We start from the raw sequence: 13,757 nt of genomic DNA, 5'->3' as shown, positions 1-13,757 counted from the left end.
GCCGCACGCGGACGACATCGCGGCGGCCGCCTGCTACCTCGCGAGCGCGCCGGGCGTCACCGGCGCGACGCTGACCGTCGACGGCGGCGAGCACCTCGTGCCGCCCGCCGCCGGCCCGAATGAATGAACTGCGCGGAAACGCGCGGCCTGACTGCCGCCGCCCGCGCCGCTTTGCGTGTGCGCACGCCAATTTGACTGGGACGACCATGTTTTCCGCTCTCCTGCACCCCCGCCTCGCGGACTGCCGCAGGCTCTACCTGCGCGACTACGAAGTGCACATCAACATCGGTGCCTTCGAACACGAGAAGCGCGGCGAGCAGCGCGTCGTCATCAATGTCGACCTGTTCGTGCCGCTCGCGCTGTCCACCCCCGTCGACGACCGGCTGCATGAAATCGTCGACTACGACCTGATGAAGCAGAGCGTCACGCAATGCCTGGCGCGCGGCCACATCCACCTGCAGGAAACGCTGTGCGACGCGATCGCCGCGCGCCTGCTGGCGCACGATGCCGTGCGCGCGGTACGCGTCTGTACCGAGAAACCGGACGCTTATCCGGACTGCGACGCCGTCGGCGTCGAAGTCTTTCGCATCAAGGACGAGGAGCGCGCATGAACGCCCCCCACATGAATGACACGGCGGCCGATGCCGCCACCCTCGACACGCCCGCCGCCCCGGCCGGCCGCCCGGCGCTGACGCGCCGCGAACAGAAGGACGCGTACGAGAACAACAAGCTGTTCAAGCGGATCGTGCGCCAGGTCGGCCAGGCGATCGGCGACTTCAACATGATCGAGCAAGGCGACAAGGTGATGGTGTGCCTGTCGGGCGGCAAGGACAGCTATGCGATGCTCGACGTGCTGCTGCGCCTGCGCGAGCGCGCGCCGATCGATTTCGACATCGTCGCGGTGAACCTCGACCAGAAGCAGCCGGGCTTCCCCGAGCACGTGCTGCCGGAATACCTGAAACAGGTCGGCGTGCCGTTCCACATCGAGAACCAGGACACCTACAGCATCGTCAAGCGGCTCGTGCCCGAAGGCAAGACGACCTGCTCGCTGTGCTCGCGGCTGCGCCGCGGCATCCTGTACCGCGTGGCCGGCGAGCTCGGCGCGACCAAGATCGCGCTCGGCCACCACCGCGACGACATCGTGCAGACGCTGCTGCTCAACATGTTCTACGGCGGCAAGCTGAAGGGGATGCCGCCGAAGCTGCAGTCGGACGACGGCAAGAACATCGTGATCCGCCCGCTCGCGTACGTGAAGGAAACGGATCTGGAGAAATACGCGGAACTGCGCGAATTCCCGATCATCCCGTGCAACCTGTGCGGCAGCCAGCCGAACCTGAAGCGCGCGGAAATGAAGGCGCTGATCCGCGAATGGGACAAGCGCTTCCCGGGCCGCGTCGAGAACATGTTCAACGCGCTCGCGAAGGTCGTGCCGTCGCACCTGATGGACACGACGCTGTACCCGTTCCAGTCGCTGCGCGCGACGGGCGAGGCCGATCCGCAGGGCGACATCGCGTTCGACGAGGAACCGTGCGCGTCGGGCGACGACAGCGCGGCGCCGGGTGGCGCCAAACCGATCTCGATCGTCCAGTTCGACGATCTGTAAGCAGGGACCGAACACCCGCCGAAACCGGGGTCGGCGGCCTCGTTTCGGCGTTGTCGCCCCGCCGCGACAGGCCCGGAGCGACAAAGGCCGCATGCTAAAATGGACGGCTTCGAACTCTGACCCAAGCGCGCGCCATGAATATCGTGATTTTGGCGGCAGGCACCGGCAAGCGCATGCGTTCCGCGCTGCCGAAAGTGCTTCACCCCCTGGCCGGCAGGCCGCTCCTCTCCCACGTCATCGACACCGCGCGCACGCTGCAGCCGTCCCGGCTCGTCGTCGTCGTCGGTCATGGCGCCGAGCAGGTCCAGGCGGCCGTCGCCGCACCCGACGTCCAGTTCGCCGTGCAAGCAGAACAGCTCGGCACCGGCCACGCGGTGCGCCAGGCGCTGCCGCTCCTCGATCCCGCGCAACCGACGCTCGTGCTGTACGGCGACGTGCCGCTCACACGCGCGTCGACCCTGCAGCGCCTCGTCGATGCCGCGCGCGAGGGCCGCTACGGGATTCTGACCGTCACGCTCGACGATCCGACCGGCTACGGCCGCATCGTGCGCGACGCGGCCGGCTTCGTCACGCGCATCGTCGAGCAGAAGGATGCGTCGCCGGACGAGCTGCGGATCGCCGAGATCAACACCGGCATCATCGTCACGCCGACGGCCCAGCTGTCGATGTGGCTCGGCGCGCTGAAGAACGAGAACGCGCAGGGCGAGTACTACCTGACCGACGTCGTCGAACTCGCGATCGAGGCCGGTTTCGACGTCGTCACCGCGCAGCCCGACGAGGAATGGGAAACGCTCGGCGTGAACAGCAAGGCGCAGCTCGCCGAACTCGAACGCATCCACCAGCGCAACATCGCCGATGCACTGCTCGTCGACGGCGTCACGCTCGCCGATCCGGCGCGCCTCGACGTGCGCGGCACGTTGCGCTGCGGCCGCGACGTGTCGATCGACGTGAACTGCGTGTTCGAAGGCAACGTGACGCTCGCCGACAACGTGACGATCGGCGCGAACTGCGTGATCCGCAACGCGTCGATCGGCGCGGGCACGCGCATCGATGCGTTCACGCACATCGACGGCGCCGAGCTCGGCGCGCACACCGTGATCGGCCCGTACGCACGGCTGCGCCCCGGCGCGCAACTCGCGGACGAGGCGCACGTCGGCAACTTCGTCGAGGTGAAGAACGCGGTGATCGGCCACGGCTCGAAGGCGAACCACCTCACGTACATCGGCGACGCCGACATCGGCGCGCGCGTGAACATCGGCGCGGGTACGATCACCTGCAACTACGACGGCGCGAACAAGTTCCGCACCGTGATCGAGGACGACGTGTTCGTCGGCTCCGATACGCAGCTCGTCGCGCCCGTGCGCGTCGGCCGCGGCGTGACGATCGCCGCCGGCACGACGATCTGGAAGGACGTGGCCGACGGCCTGCTCGCGTTGAACGAGAAGACCCAGACCGCGAAGAGCGGCTACGTCCGCCCGGTCAAGAAGAAAAGTTAACATCACGCGGGTGCCGTACGGCGCCCGCTTCCCTATGGAAGGTAGATTTCATGTGCGGCATTGTCGGCGCAGTTGCGCAGCGTAATATCGTTCCGGTGCTGATCGAAGGGTTGCGGCGCCTCGAATACCGTGGCTACGACTCGTGCGGCGTCGCCGTGCTCGAGCCGGACGCACCGAAGCGCGCGCGCAGCGTCGCGCGCGTCGCCGATCTCGACGCGCAGGTGCGCGAATCGCACCTCGAAGGCACCACCGGCGTCGCGCACACCCGCTGGGCGACGCACGGCGCGCCCGTCACGCACAACGCGCACCCGATCTTCTCGTCGAACGCGCTCGCGCTCGTCCACAACGGCATCATCGAGAACTTCGAATCGCTGCGTGAAGCGCTGCGCGCGAAGGGCTACGAATTCGTGTCGCAGACCGACACCGAAGTGATCGCCCACCTCGTGCACAGCCTGTATCGCGGCAACCTGTTCGACGCGGTGCGCGAAGCGGTGGGCCAGCTGCACGGCGCGTATGCGATCGCCGTGATCCACAAGGACCAGCCGCACACCGTCGTCGGCGCGCGCCAGGGTTCGCCGCTCGTGGTCGGGCACGGCGACGGCGAGAACTTCCTCGCGTCCGACGCACTCGCGCTCGCGGGCAGCACCGACCACTTCACGTTCCTCGAGGAAGGCGACGTGTGCGAGCTGTCGCTCGACGGCGTGAAGATCGTCGACCGCCACGGCGCCACCGTGCAGCGCGAGATCCGCGTGGTCAGCGCCTACGGCGGCGCGGTCGAACTCGGGCCGTATCGCCACTTCATGCAGAAGGAAATCTTCGAGCAGCCGCGCGCGATCAGCGATACCGTGCCGCAAACGGACGCGTTCGACGCGACGCTGTTCGGCGACGCCGCACCCGCCGCGTTCGCGGACATCGACAGCCTGCTGATCCTCGCGTGCGGCACGAGCTACTACTCGGGCCTCACCGCGAAATACTGGCTCGAATCGATCGCGAAGATCCCGACCCAGGTCGAGATCGCGAGCGAATACCGCTACCGCGAGTCGGTGCCGAACCCACGCCAGCTCGTGCTGGTGATCTCGCAGTCGGGCGAGACGGCCGATACGCTCGCGGCGCTCAAGCACGCGCAGTCGCTCGGCCATACGCATACGCTGGCCGTCTGCAACGTCGCGACGAGCGCGATGGTGCGCCTCACCGAAATGCAGTTCCTGACGCACGCGGGCACCGAGATCGGCGTCGCGTCGACGAAGGCGTTCACGACGCAGCTCGTCGCGCTGTTCGTGCTGGCGGCCACGCTCGGCAAGCTGCGCGGGCACGTCGACGCCGCGCAGGAAGCGCAATTCCTGAAGGAGCTGCGCCACCTGCCGGCCGCGCTGAACAGCGTGCTCGCGCTGGAGCCGCAGATCATCGCGTGGTCGGAGGAATTCTCGCGCAAGGAAAACGCGCTGTTCCTCGGCCGCGGGCTGCACTACCCGATCGCGCTCGAAGGCGCGCTGAAGCTGAAGGAAATCTCGTACATCCACGCCGAGGCCTATCCGGCCGGCGAACTGAAGCACGGGCCGCTCGCGCTCGTCACGGAAGCGATGCCGGTCGTCACGGTCGCGCCGAACGACACGCTGCTCGAGAAGCTGAAGTCGAACATGCAGGAAGTGCGTGCGCGCGGCGGCGAGCTGTACGTGTTCGCCGATGCCGACACGCAGATCGTCAACGACGACGGCCTGCACGTGATCCGGATGCCGGAGCACTACGGGCAACTGTCGCCGATCCTGCACGTCGTGCCGCTGCAGATGCTCGCGTATCACACCGCGTGCGCGCGCGGCACCGACGTCGACAAGCCGCGGAACCTCGCGAAGTCGGTGACGGTGGAATAAAACCGGTCGCCGGGATGGCCTCCGCCGGGCCGTCCCGGGCGCGGTCCGGCGTGAAGCAGGCCATTCGACCAGGTCGAAATATATACCACTTAGTGGCATATAATCCTGTGCAAACTCGACCGCCCTGTTCGCGAAACGCGATCGGGACGACATCGACGAACGCGAACTGCGCGCCTTCAGAAAGCTCGCCGCGGATATCGGGCGCCGCAGCGACACCGAGGTCGCGACGCTGATCGCACTGAAAGAGCTTGTGGAGATTTGCAATGGCTAAGAGTCGATTCAAGAGCGATGCGACGGAGGCGATCCACAGCGCCGCGTCGGGTCTCTATCGCGCCAAGCTGATCGACAAGAAGACGATGCGCGAATACGACGAGCTCTGCATCGAAGCCGCGCCGCAGTTCGACCCTGAGGCAATCGCCCGCATCCGCAAATCCGTCAACGTCAGCCAGAGCGTGTTCGCGCTCTACCTGAACACGACGGCTTCGACGATCCGCCAATGGGAACAGGGCGACAAGCGGCCGAGCGGCATCGCGGCCCGGATGCTGCAGATCGTCGAGAAGCACGGGCTCGAGGTGTTCTCCTGAGCCACTGCTCCGAATGCGCATGCACGGCCGGCCGAACGCGGGTCGCAAGGAATATGACGGAGAGACAATGGTAAGACTGATTGGATGCGGTGTGCTGGCGCTGACGTTCGCGTCGACGGGCTGGGCCGCCGAGCATTACGTCGAGGTCTGGAACCCGCCCGAGGCGCGGCAGCCGGCGGCCCATGCGCCGGAAGCCCGTATGCCGGAAGTCCGTACCCCGGCCACGCACACAGGCGCCGACGCGCGCGCCGGCAAGAGCGCGGAGAAGCACGCGAACGCCGCCCCCAAAGCGGCGGCGAAACCGCACAAGCGGCGCGTCGCGCAGGCCGTGAAAGCCGATTCGCATCGCCCGCCCGCGGCCGGGACGCCGGCCGCTCCGCGCCCCGTTGCACAGCCCGCACCGGGACGCCTGACGGTGATGCAGCCGGCTGCGCCCGATGCGCCGCACGCACTGAATTACTCCAATATCCCGCGTCAATACACGCCGGACGGCAACGTGCTGCAGGTCGGCACGCACGGCCGCTCCGCGGAGGTGACTCGATAATGGAAGCGCAAACCTACCACGGCTACCAGATCTGGGGCCACGCGATCCTGCAGCAGGACGAGATCCTGCAGCCCGAGCGCTTCGCGGCGAGCGGCACGATCACGCAGAACAACAAGCTGGTCGAGGCATCCGGCGTGCTCGGCGTGTTCGACACCGAGGACGACGCGCGCGACGCGGGGCTCGAATGGGCTCGCGCCTGGATCGACAGCCACCGCTGAGCCGGCGCGGCGTGCGCCACCGGCACGCTGTCGCCGACGCCGCGCATCGGCCGGCCGCACACCGCACATGAAAAAAGGGGCGTCATGGACGCCCCTTTCCTATTCGAACCCGGACAACTCAGGCCGCGGGCCGTGGCGGCCGCATTGCCGTCTGCGGCCGGCCGACGAGCCGTGCCAGCCCGACGATCGTGACCAGTGTCGCGAGGTACGCGACGATCTGGATGCCCGCCGGTCGCGCGGTATAGCCGATCAGCGTATGCAGCGCCTTGCCGACGATGCTCGAATCCTTGAGCAGCCACGACGTATCCCAGATCGTATCGCCCCACGACGGCACGAGGCCCGCCGAGAGCAGGAAGCCGACACACTGGCTGGCCATCCCCGCCGCGAGCAGCACGATCAGCCAGTTGGTGACGGAGAACAGGCGCTTCAGCGGAATCTGCAGCAGGCCCGCATACATCCCGTAGCCGAGTCCGGCGCCGCCGAGCACACCCAGCAGCCCGCCGACGATCATCTGCGGCGTCTGCCCGGGATCGCCCGCCGCGATGCCGTACAGGAACAGCACGGCCTCGGAGCCTTCGCGCAGCACCGCGACACCGACCACGATCGCCAGCCCCGTCAGCGGCTTGCTGCCGTCCGCGACGGCACGCCCGACCTCGGTCATCTGCATCGCCATCTCGCGGCCGTGCCGGCTCATCCAGATGCTGTGCCACGCGAGCATCAGCGTCGCGACGAACATCACGCCCGCGTTGAAGACCTCCTGCCCCATGCCGGACGCCCACTGCGAAATCCCGTCGGCGAACGCGGCGATCAGGCCCGCGCCGATCACGCCGCCCGCGAGGCCGCCGCCGACCCACCAGCCGCGCCGCGGCACGCCCTTCGTGGCGGCCATCACGATCGACACCACCAGCGCGGCCTCGAGCACTTCACGAAAGACGATCAGGGCAGTAGACAACATGGCGATATGGACTTACTTGACGGTGAGGTGCGTCTTCGACTGCGCTTCGTGATACTCGTCGTGGAATTCGTACGTGCCGGCCTTCAGCGGCCCGACCAGGATCTCCACCGATTTGCCGGCGGGCACGACCTTCTCCGCCTTGAAGTCGTCGCTCTCGAATTCGGCGGGCGTCGTGTCGAGGTTCTTCACGACGAACTTCACCTTCTTGCCGGCCGGGATCGTCACGCCGTCCGGCGAAAACTTGTGATCCTTCAGGGTCAGGTTGACGACATCGTCGGCCGCGAATGCGGACGTTGCCGATGCGCCCAGCAGGGCCAGCGCAAAGCCGAAAGCAAAACGGTTCATGAGGGTAACGAATTGAAATATCGAAGGGAACCGATACTAAGATCGATTCGCATTTTCAACTCGCGTACCCTTACTGGCGACATGGTGATCGCGCTTCATGGATCGCCGTCGCGCGTTGCCCGGCAAGGCATCCGCCCCGCAGCGCCCGAAACGCTTCGCCGTCAATCGGGACAAGTTCCGAATGACGTCAAAGGCTCGCTCGCGATTCATCAGACTTCACGTTTACAAAATACTATCGCCGCAGCGAAGCCGCGACACGGATTTCCGGCGACACGCGTACGCTTGACCTTCCCACCGTGGCAAGCTTCATGCTGTCGATGCTTGTCAATCGTCAACTCAGGAGAACACGATGGAATTCGAAGTCCAGGACATGACCTGCGGCGGCTGCGCCAACGCCATCACGCGCGCGGTGACGGCCGCCGATCCCGCCGCGAAGCTCGACATCGACGTCGCGGCGAAGATCGTCAAGGTCGAATCGGCGCAAGGCGCCGAGCGCGTGCAGTCGATCATCGAAGCCGCCGGTTTCCACCCCGCGCTGCGCGCCGCATAACGCCCGCGCGCCGCGACCCGCGGGCACACCGCCGACCGGCGCTGCGCCCGCGCCCGATTGCGCGTCAGCGCAGCCGGATCAGCGTCGACTTCAGCTCGGTGTATTTCTCGAGCGCATGCAGCGACTTGTCGCGACCGTTGCCCGACTGCTTGTAGCCGCCGAACGGGAAGTTCATGTCGCCGCCCTCGTCGTAGCAGTTCACCCAGACGGTGCCCGCACGCAGCCGGCGCGACACGTCGTGCGCGGTCGTCAGGTTCGACGTCCACACGGCCGCCGCCAGCCCGTATTCGGTGTCGTTCGCGATCCGCACGGCCTCGTCGACGTCGTCGAACACGATCACCGACAGCACCGGCCCGAAGATCTCCTCGCGCGCGATCTTCGCATCGGGCTTCACCTCGAACACCGTCGGCTCCACGTAGAAGCCGCCCGTTTCCGCCTTCACGCGCGCACCACCCGTGACGAGCCTGCCTTCGCTGCGCCCGGCCTCGATATAGCCGAGCACGCGCTCGAGCTGAATGCCGTCGACGATCGCGCCCATCGACACCGACGGATCGAGCGGATTGCCGGGCACGTACGCGCGCGCGGCCGCGACGAGCTTCTCGATGAACGCGTCCTTGATGTCGCGATGCACGAGGAGGCGCGAGCCAGCCGTGCACATCTCGCCCATGTTGTAGAAGATCGCGCCGGCAGCCGCCTGCGCCGCGCGGTCGAGATCGGGACAATCGGGCAGCACGATATTCGGCGACTTGCCGCCGAGTTCGAGCCACGCGCGCTTCAGGTTCGACTGCGCGGCGTACTGCATGATCAGCTTGCCGACCGCCGTCGAACCTGTGAACGCGATGCAGTCGACGTCGCGATGCAGCGCGAGCAGCTTGCCTGGCTCGCCCGCGCCCGGCACGACGTTGAACACGCCGGCGGGAATGCCGGCCTCGACCGCGAGTTGCGCGACACGGATCGCGGTCAGCGGTGACTTCTCCGACGGCTTCAGCACGACGCTGTTGCCGGCCGCGAGCGCGGGACCGAATTTCCACGCGGCCATCAGGATCGGGAAGTTCCACGGCACGACGGCGGCCACCACGCCCACCGGCTCGCGCGTGACGAGACCGACGAGATGATGGTCGGCCGGCGCGACTTCGCCGCCCACCTTGTCGATCGCTTCCGCAAACCATTCGACGCAGTACGCGGCGCCCGGTACGTCGACCGTCGTCGTGTCGCCGATCGGCTTGCCGGCGTCGAGGGTCTCGAGCAACGACAGCTCGTCGAGATGCTCGCGCATCAGCGCCGCCCAGCGCAGCAGCACGGCCTTGCGCGCACGCGGGTTCAGGCCAGCCCACACGCCCGCGTCGAACGCACGGCGCGCAGCCGCGACGGCCGCGTTCACGTCGGCTTCGCCGCAATCGGCGACCTGCGCGAGCACGCGGCCGTCGATCGGGCTCACGCAGTCGAACGTCTTGCCGCCGTGCGCGTCGCGCGACGCGCCGTCGATGAATGCGCGCCCTTCGATCTCGAGCGACGCCGCCTTGTCCTGCCAGTCAGCCAAAGTCAACTTGTTCATCAGGATGCCTCAGTTTTTTGGCATTCGCGATGCGGCACGCCGCTGCGCATGATGCGCAGGCGGCCGGCAGCGAATGCAGTGACGCGCGGGGGAAGGTCAGAAGGTCGCCGGCGAATTGGCCGAGACGACCTCGCAGATCAGGTCCGCGCTGGGATTGCGAAAACGGTGCGGCAAACGGCTTTCGAAGTAGTAGCCGTCTCCGGGGTCGAGCAGCCACGTCGCGCCGTCGACGGTCAGCTCGAGCCGGCCCGACACGACGACACCGCCCTCGTGCCCCGCGTGCACGAGCATCTCGGGCCCCGTATCGGCCTGCGGCTGGTAGATCTCGCGCAGGATGCACATGTTGCGGTCCTTCATGCTCGCGCCGACCAGATGAAACGCGAGCGTGTCGTTGCCGAGGTTCGGCATCTCGTCGCGACGCGACACGACCGAGCGCGATTCGACGAGCTCGAACGTGAAGAACTCCGCGAGACTCATCGGGATGCATTCGAGCAGCTTCTTCAGCGAGCCGACCGACGGGCTCACGCGGCCCTGTTCGATCAGCGAGATCGTGCCGTTGGTCACGCCGGCCCGCTTCGCGAGTTCGCGCTGCGACAGGCCCTGCTTGTTGCGCACGAAACGCAGGCGCTCGGCGACTTCGGTGGACATCGATTCGGTTTCGGACACGATAAGTGCGATGACAAAGTGAAACGACGCGGTGGACAGCCGTTGAATATTCTAATCACTTTATGCCGCGCATCAGCGGGGAAAACCCTGAAAGGCGTTCGAAATAATGAACACCGTGTCGATTATTCCTTTTGCGAATCTTTTGTTCGCACTGCTCGGGAAAGCCCTGATACAACACCGTTAAAAAACATTTGACGCCGTTTTTGGCTCGTATATGCTGGCTCTCAGGTTAGCGTCATCAAGCATTCATCGGCAGCAGAAAACGTTATTGCAACGCAAAAATTGATGCCCATCAATGTAAATAACGCGTAACCGGCACCTTGATTATTTTAAACGCCCAGCGCGTCGAAACGGTCAGGTGTTCAATACTTTCAACAACCCAGTCGAGTGTAATCGTGAGAGTCCGTGGCCCTCTGGTGAGGTGGGATCGAGGCGATGTGCGAAGTTTGCGCAGCGCGTCGTCCGCTTCCGACGACGGCAGTTGCGGCTGGCATAGTCCTCGCCTGCTTCATCTGTCGATCTACACCATCCTGTCCCGTCGTTCCGTTCGGCGTCACAACGCCGTTTCAGCACGCGCATTCGTCGCCGTCGATACCGACGAAGTGGCGTCGCTGCTGCCGTAGCGCCTCTCCTTTCTTTACGTCGTTCGTTTCGATTGCTGATTCGCCAACCGCATCGTCCGTGCGGTGACGGAACGCGTTCGCGCATGCGTTGCTGCGTCGCGACTCGCAATGAAACGAACGACGGCCTGATCGTCGCGCGCAGCGCGGATCGCCACGCCATCCCGTTGCGCCCATTCATCAGCGGCCTTGCCTCTTGCGCAAGGCTGCGGGGCCGTTGCACGCCGGCGTTTCGCCACATCCGGCAAGCAAGACGCAACGCTCCTCCGGATAACTGATTGACGTCATGGATAGAAGAAAACCCCTCGTCGGCATCACCGCCGACCACACGCAAATCGGTGCGCATGCGTCGCATACGGTCGGCGACAAATACGTCGCAGCGATCGTCGACGGCGCGCAAGCGTTCGCGATGGTGCTGCCCGCGCTCGGCGAGCGCCAGTCGGTCGACGACGTACTCGACACGGTCGACGGCCTGCTGTTTACCGGCAGCTACTCGAACGTCGAGCCGCACCGGTACGGCGGCGAACCGAGCGCACCGGGCACGAAGCACGACCCGGCCCGCGACGCGACCACGCTGCCGCTGCTGCGCGCGGCGATCGCCGCGGGCGTGCCGGTGCTGGCCGTCTGCCGCGGCTTCCAGGAGCTGAACGTCGTCTGCGGCGGCACGCTGCACCAGCGCGTGCATGAAGTGCCGGGCCTCGCCGATCACCGCGAGGACGACGACGCGCCGATGGACACGCAGTACGGCCCCGCGCACGTCGTGCGCCTGACGCCCGGCGGCACGCTGCACGCGCTCGCCGGCGGCCGCGACGAAGTGCACGTGAACTCGCTGCACAAGCAGGGCATCGCCCAGCTCGGCTCCGGCCTCGCCGTCGAGGCCGTCGCGCCGGACGGGCTGATCGAAGCCGTGAGCGTCGTCGACGCACCGGCTTTCGCCCTCGCCGTGCAGTGGCATCCGGAATGGCGCCATGCGCAGGACCCGCTGTCGAGCGCGATCTTCCGCGCCTTCGGCGATGCCTGCCGCGCCCGCCGCGCTGCCCGTACGCGTGCCATGGCCGCCGCCGCGCTCGCCTGAGCGCGCCGACCCAACCAACGAGAACAAACATGCAAGACATCGAAGACTTTCTGAAGCAGCACCGGATCACCGAGATCGAAGCGATCATTCCCGACATGGCCGGTATCGCGCGCGGCAAGATCACGCCGCGCAACAAGTTCACGTCCGGCGAATCGATGCGCCTGCCGCAGGCCGTGATGGTGCAGACCGTCACCGGCGAATATCCGGAAGACGGCTCGCTGACCGGCGTGACCGACCCCGACATGGTGTGCGTGCCCGACACGTCGACGATCCGCCTGATTCCGTGGGCCGTCGACCCGACCGCGCAGGTGATCCACGACTGCGTTCACTTCGACGGCTCGCCGGTCGAGATCTCGCCGCGCTACGTGCTGCGCCGCGTGCTCGACCTGTACAAGGCGAAGGGCTGGAAGCCCGTCGTCGCGCCGGAACTCGAGTTCTACCTGGTCGACATGAACAAGGACCCGGACCTGCCGCTGCGCCCGCCGGTCGGCCGCACGGGCCGCCCCGAAACGGGCCGCCAGTCGTATTCGATCGAGGCCGTCAACGAGTTCGACCCGTTGTTCGAGGACATCTACGAGTACTGCGAAGCACAGAACCTCGACATCGACACGCTGATCCACGAGGTCGGCGCCGCGCAGATGGAGATCAACTTCATGCACGGCGACGCGCTGTCGCTGGCCGACCAGGTGTTCCTGTTCAAGCGCACGGTGCGCGAGGCCGCGCTGCGTCACAACATGTACGCGACGTTCATGGCCAAGCCGATGGAAAACGAACCGGGTTCGGCGATGCACGTGCACCAGAGCATCGTCGACGAGGAAACGGGCCAGAACCTGTTCACGTCACCGGAAACCGGCGGCGCGACGTCGATGTTCTACAACTTCCTCGCGGGGCTGCAGAAGTACACGCCGGCGCTGATGCCGATCTTCGCGCCGTACATCAACTCGTATCGCCGCCTGTCGCGCTTCATGGCCGCGCCGATCAACGTGCAGTGGGGCTACGACAACCGTACGGTCGGCTTCCGCATCCCGCACTCGGGCCCGTCGGCACGCCGCATCGAGAACCGCATCCCGGGCGTCGACTGCAATCCGTACCTCGCGCTCGCCGCGACGCTCGCGGCCGGCTATCTCGGCATGACGCAGCGCCTGGAGCCGACCGAGCCGCTCGTCAGCGACGGCTACGACCTGCCGTACCAGCTGCCGCGCAACCTCGAGGAAGGGCTGACGCTGATGGCCGCCTGCGAGCCGCTCGGCGAGATCCTCGGCCACAAGTTCCTGAAGGCGTATTTCGCGCTGAAGGAAACCGAATACGAAGCGTTCTTCCGCGTGATCAGCTCGTGGGAACGCCGCCATCTGCTGCTGCACGTCTGAGCGTGCACCCGACCGAATACGGAATCACGGAGGAAACATGACGTACCGCAACGAATCTGCCTGGATCCAGCCGGCCGCACCGAGCGCCACGGCCGCCGCACCGCGTGCAACGCAGGCGCGCACGACCGCCGAATACCGCGCGCTCGACGCCGCGCACCACATCCACCCGTTCTCCGACATGGGCGCGCTGAACCGTGCAGGCAGCCGCGTGATCGTGAAGGCCGACGGCGTCTACCTGTGGGACTCGGACGGCAACAAGGTGATCGACGGGATGGCCGGCCTCTGGTGCGTGAACGTCGGCTACGGCCGCA

At 66.5% G+C, this 13,757-nt stretch carries 15 protein-coding genes and 3 pseudogenes; 14 read left to right on the top strand and 4 right to left on the bottom strand.

Annotated elements, in window-relative coordinates:
* The 9 genes and pseudogenes from F3J15_RS34875 to F3J15_RS34835 form a co-directional block, all read left to right on the top strand.
* Positions 1 to 127: pseudogene (locus F3J15_RS34875) on the top strand (short-chain dehydrogenase); the annotation flags it as partial.
* Between the two features lie 79 nt (positions 128 to 206).
* A complete protein-coding gene (locus tag F3J15_RS34870) occupies positions 207 to 611 on the top strand; it encodes a dihydroneopterin aldolase (RefSeq protein ID WP_043186999.1) in 405 nt (134 codons plus the stop codon).
* Positions 608 to 1,603, top strand: a complete 996-nt coding sequence (gene ttcA / locus F3J15_RS34865; RefSeq protein WP_069249044.1) for a tRNA 2-thiocytidine(32) synthetase TtcA — start codon at positions 608 to 610, stop codon at positions 1,601 to 1,603. The genes F3J15_RS34870 and ttcA overlap by 4 nt, the downstream gene beginning before the upstream one ends.
* A 134-nt stretch (positions 1,604 to 1,737) precedes the next feature.
* Positions 1,738 to 3,099 carry a bifunctional UDP-N-acetylglucosamine diphosphorylase/glucosamine-1-phosphate N-acetyltransferase GlmU gene (gene glmU / locus F3J15_RS34860; RefSeq protein WP_166896944.1) on the top strand — a complete coding sequence of 454 codons (1,362 nt, stop codon included), beginning with the start codon at positions 1,738 to 1,740 and terminating at the stop codon, positions 3,097 to 3,099.
* 50 nt (positions 3,100 to 3,149) lie between these two features.
* Positions 3,150 to 4,967, top strand: a complete 1,818-nt coding sequence (gene glmS / locus F3J15_RS34855) for a glutamine--fructose-6-phosphate transaminase (isomerizing) (protein ID WP_089446564.1) — start codon at positions 3,150 to 3,152, stop codon at positions 4,965 to 4,967.
* A gap of 124 nt (positions 4,968 to 5,091) precedes the next feature.
* Positions 5,092 to 5,238, top strand: a pseudogene (locus F3J15_RS34850) (type II toxin-antitoxin system RelE/ParE family toxin); the annotation flags it as partial.
* Positions 5,231 to 5,551, top strand: coding sequence for a DNA-binding transcriptional regulator (locus F3J15_RS34845; protein ID WP_089446566.1), 321 nt, complete (start codon positions 5,231 to 5,233; stop codon positions 5,549 to 5,551). The pseudogene F3J15_RS34850 and the gene F3J15_RS34845, both read left to right, overlap by 8 nt.
* A gap of 67 nt (positions 5,552 to 5,618) precedes the next feature.
* Positions 5,619 to 6,095, top strand: coding sequence for a hypothetical protein (locus F3J15_RS34840; RefSeq protein ID WP_166896942.1), 477 nt, complete (start codon positions 5,619 to 5,621; stop codon positions 6,093 to 6,095).
* Positions 6,095 to 6,313 carry a hypothetical protein gene (locus F3J15_RS34835; protein WP_011353435.1) on the top strand — a complete coding sequence of 73 codons (219 nt, stop codon included), beginning with the start codon at positions 6,095 to 6,097 and terminating at the stop codon, positions 6,311 to 6,313. Before F3J15_RS34840 ends, F3J15_RS34835 begins: the two co-directional genes overlap by 1 nt.
* A gap of 118 nt (positions 6,314 to 6,431) precedes the next feature.
* Here the strand turns inward: F3J15_RS34835 and F3J15_RS34830 are convergent, their stop codons facing one another.
* Both F3J15_RS34830 and F3J15_RS34825 read right to left on the bottom strand, forming a co-directional pair.
* A complete protein-coding gene (locus F3J15_RS34830; protein WP_166896940.1) occupies positions 6,432 to 7,268 on the bottom strand; it encodes an FTR1 family protein in 837 nt (278 codons plus the stop codon).
* 12 nt (positions 7,269 to 7,280) lie between these two features.
* Positions 7,281 to 7,613 carry a cupredoxin domain-containing protein gene (locus tag F3J15_RS34825; RefSeq protein WP_069249049.1) on the bottom strand — a complete coding sequence of 111 codons (333 nt, stop codon included), beginning with the start codon at positions 7,611 to 7,613 and terminating at the stop codon, positions 7,281 to 7,283.
* 349 nt (positions 7,614 to 7,962) lie between these two features.
* Here F3J15_RS34825 and F3J15_RS34820 point away from each other — a divergent pair, with 349 nt between their 5' ends.
* Positions 7,963 to 8,163: a heavy-metal-associated domain-containing protein gene (locus tag F3J15_RS34820; protein ID WP_011353438.1), complete on the top strand. Its 201-nt coding sequence runs from the start codon at positions 7,963 to 7,965 to the stop codon at positions 8,161 to 8,163.
* 64 nt (positions 8,164 to 8,227) lie between these two features.
* Here the strand turns inward: F3J15_RS34820 and F3J15_RS34815 are convergent, their stop codons facing one another.
* Together F3J15_RS34815 and F3J15_RS34810 are read right to left on the bottom strand one after the other, a co-directional pair.
* Positions 8,228 to 9,718 carry an aldehyde dehydrogenase gene (locus F3J15_RS34815; RefSeq protein ID WP_089446570.1) on the bottom strand — a complete coding sequence of 497 codons (1,491 nt, stop codon included), beginning with the start codon at positions 9,716 to 9,718 and terminating at the stop codon, positions 8,228 to 8,230.
* A gap of 96 nt (positions 9,719 to 9,814) precedes the next feature.
* Positions 9,815 to 10,366 carry a cupin domain-containing protein gene (locus F3J15_RS34810; protein ID WP_069249383.1) on the bottom strand — a complete coding sequence of 184 codons (552 nt, stop codon included), beginning with the start codon at positions 10,364 to 10,366 and terminating at the stop codon, positions 9,815 to 9,817.
* Positions 10,367 to 10,821: 455 nt separating this feature from the next.
* Here F3J15_RS34810 and F3J15_RS37965 point away from each other — a divergent pair, with 455 nt between their 5' ends.
* From F3J15_RS37965 to F3J15_RS34790, 4 genes and pseudogenes are all read left to right on the top strand, one after another.
* Positions 10,822 to 11,007 (top strand): hypothetical protein, encoded by a 186-nt coding sequence (locus F3J15_RS37965; protein ID WP_039355339.1) that lies wholly within the window; start codon positions 10,822 to 10,824, stop codon positions 11,005 to 11,007.
* A 283-nt stretch (positions 11,008 to 11,290) separates the two neighbouring features.
* Positions 11,291 to 12,079 (top strand): gamma-glutamyl-gamma-aminobutyrate hydrolase family protein, encoded by a 789-nt coding sequence (locus F3J15_RS34800; protein ID WP_069249051.1) that lies wholly within the window; start codon positions 11,291 to 11,293, stop codon positions 12,077 to 12,079.
* A gap of 29 nt (positions 12,080 to 12,108) precedes the next feature.
* Positions 12,109 to 13,446 (top strand): glutamine synthetase family protein, encoded by a 1,338-nt coding sequence (locus F3J15_RS34795; RefSeq protein WP_069249052.1) that lies wholly within the window; start codon positions 12,109 to 12,111, stop codon positions 13,444 to 13,446.
* Between the two features lie 37 nt (positions 13,447 to 13,483).
* Positions 13,484 to 13,757 (top strand): annotated as a pseudogene (locus tag F3J15_RS34790) (aminotransferase class III-fold pyridoxal phosphate-dependent enzyme); the annotation flags it as partial.

It is taken from the genome of Burkholderia sp. Ap-955 (assembly GCF_011753045.1).
Lineage (GTDB): Bacteria > Pseudomonadota > Gammaproteobacteria > Burkholderiales > Burkholderiaceae > Burkholderia > Burkholderia lata_D.
Note: the sequence above shows the minus strand (reverse complement) of the source record. Positions and strands in the feature narration are given on the sequence as shown.

Coding starts and splice junctions, on each gene's coding strand:
- F3J15_RS34870 (WP_043186999.1), top strand. CDS start 207: ATGTTTTCCGCTCTCCTGCACCCCCGCCTCGCGGACTGCCGCAGGCTC.
- ttcA (WP_069249044.1), top strand. CDS start 608: ATGAACGCCCCCCACATGAATGACACGGCGGCCGATGCCGCCACCCTC.
- glmU (WP_166896944.1), top strand. CDS start 1,738: ATGAATATCGTGATTTTGGCGGCAGGCACCGGCAAGCGCATGCGTTCC.
- glmS (WP_089446564.1), top strand. CDS start 3,150: ATGTGCGGCATTGTCGGCGCAGTTGCGCAGCGTAATATCGTTCCGGTG.
- F3J15_RS34845 (WP_089446566.1), top strand. CDS start 5,231: ATGGCTAAGAGTCGATTCAAGAGCGATGCGACGGAGGCGATCCACAGC.
- F3J15_RS34840 (WP_166896942.1), top strand. CDS start 5,619: ATGGTAAGACTGATTGGATGCGGTGTGCTGGCGCTGACGTTCGCGTCG.
- F3J15_RS34835 (WP_011353435.1), top strand. CDS start 6,095: ATGGAAGCGCAAACCTACCACGGCTACCAGATCTGGGGCCACGCGATC.
- F3J15_RS34830 (WP_166896940.1), bottom strand. CDS start 7,268: ATGTTGTCTACTGCCCTGATCGTCTTTCGTGAAGTGCTCGAGGCCGCG.
- F3J15_RS34825 (WP_069249049.1), bottom strand. CDS start 7,613: ATGAACCGTTTTGCTTTCGGCTTTGCGCTGGCCCTGCTGGGCGCATCG.
- F3J15_RS34820 (WP_011353438.1), top strand. CDS start 7,963: ATGGAATTCGAAGTCCAGGACATGACCTGCGGCGGCTGCGCCAACGCC.
- F3J15_RS34815 (WP_089446570.1), bottom strand. CDS start 9,718: ATGAACAAGTTGACTTTGGCTGACTGGCAGGACAAGGCGGCGTCGCTC.
- F3J15_RS34810 (WP_069249383.1), bottom strand. CDS start 10,366: ATGTCCACCGAAGTCGCCGAGCGCCTGCGTTTCGTGCGCAACAAGCAG.
- F3J15_RS34800 (WP_069249051.1), top strand. CDS start 11,291: ATGGATAGAAGAAAACCCCTCGTCGGCATCACCGCCGACCACACGCAA.
- F3J15_RS34795 (WP_069249052.1), top strand. CDS start 12,109: ATGCAAGACATCGAAGACTTTCTGAAGCAGCACCGGATCACCGAGATC.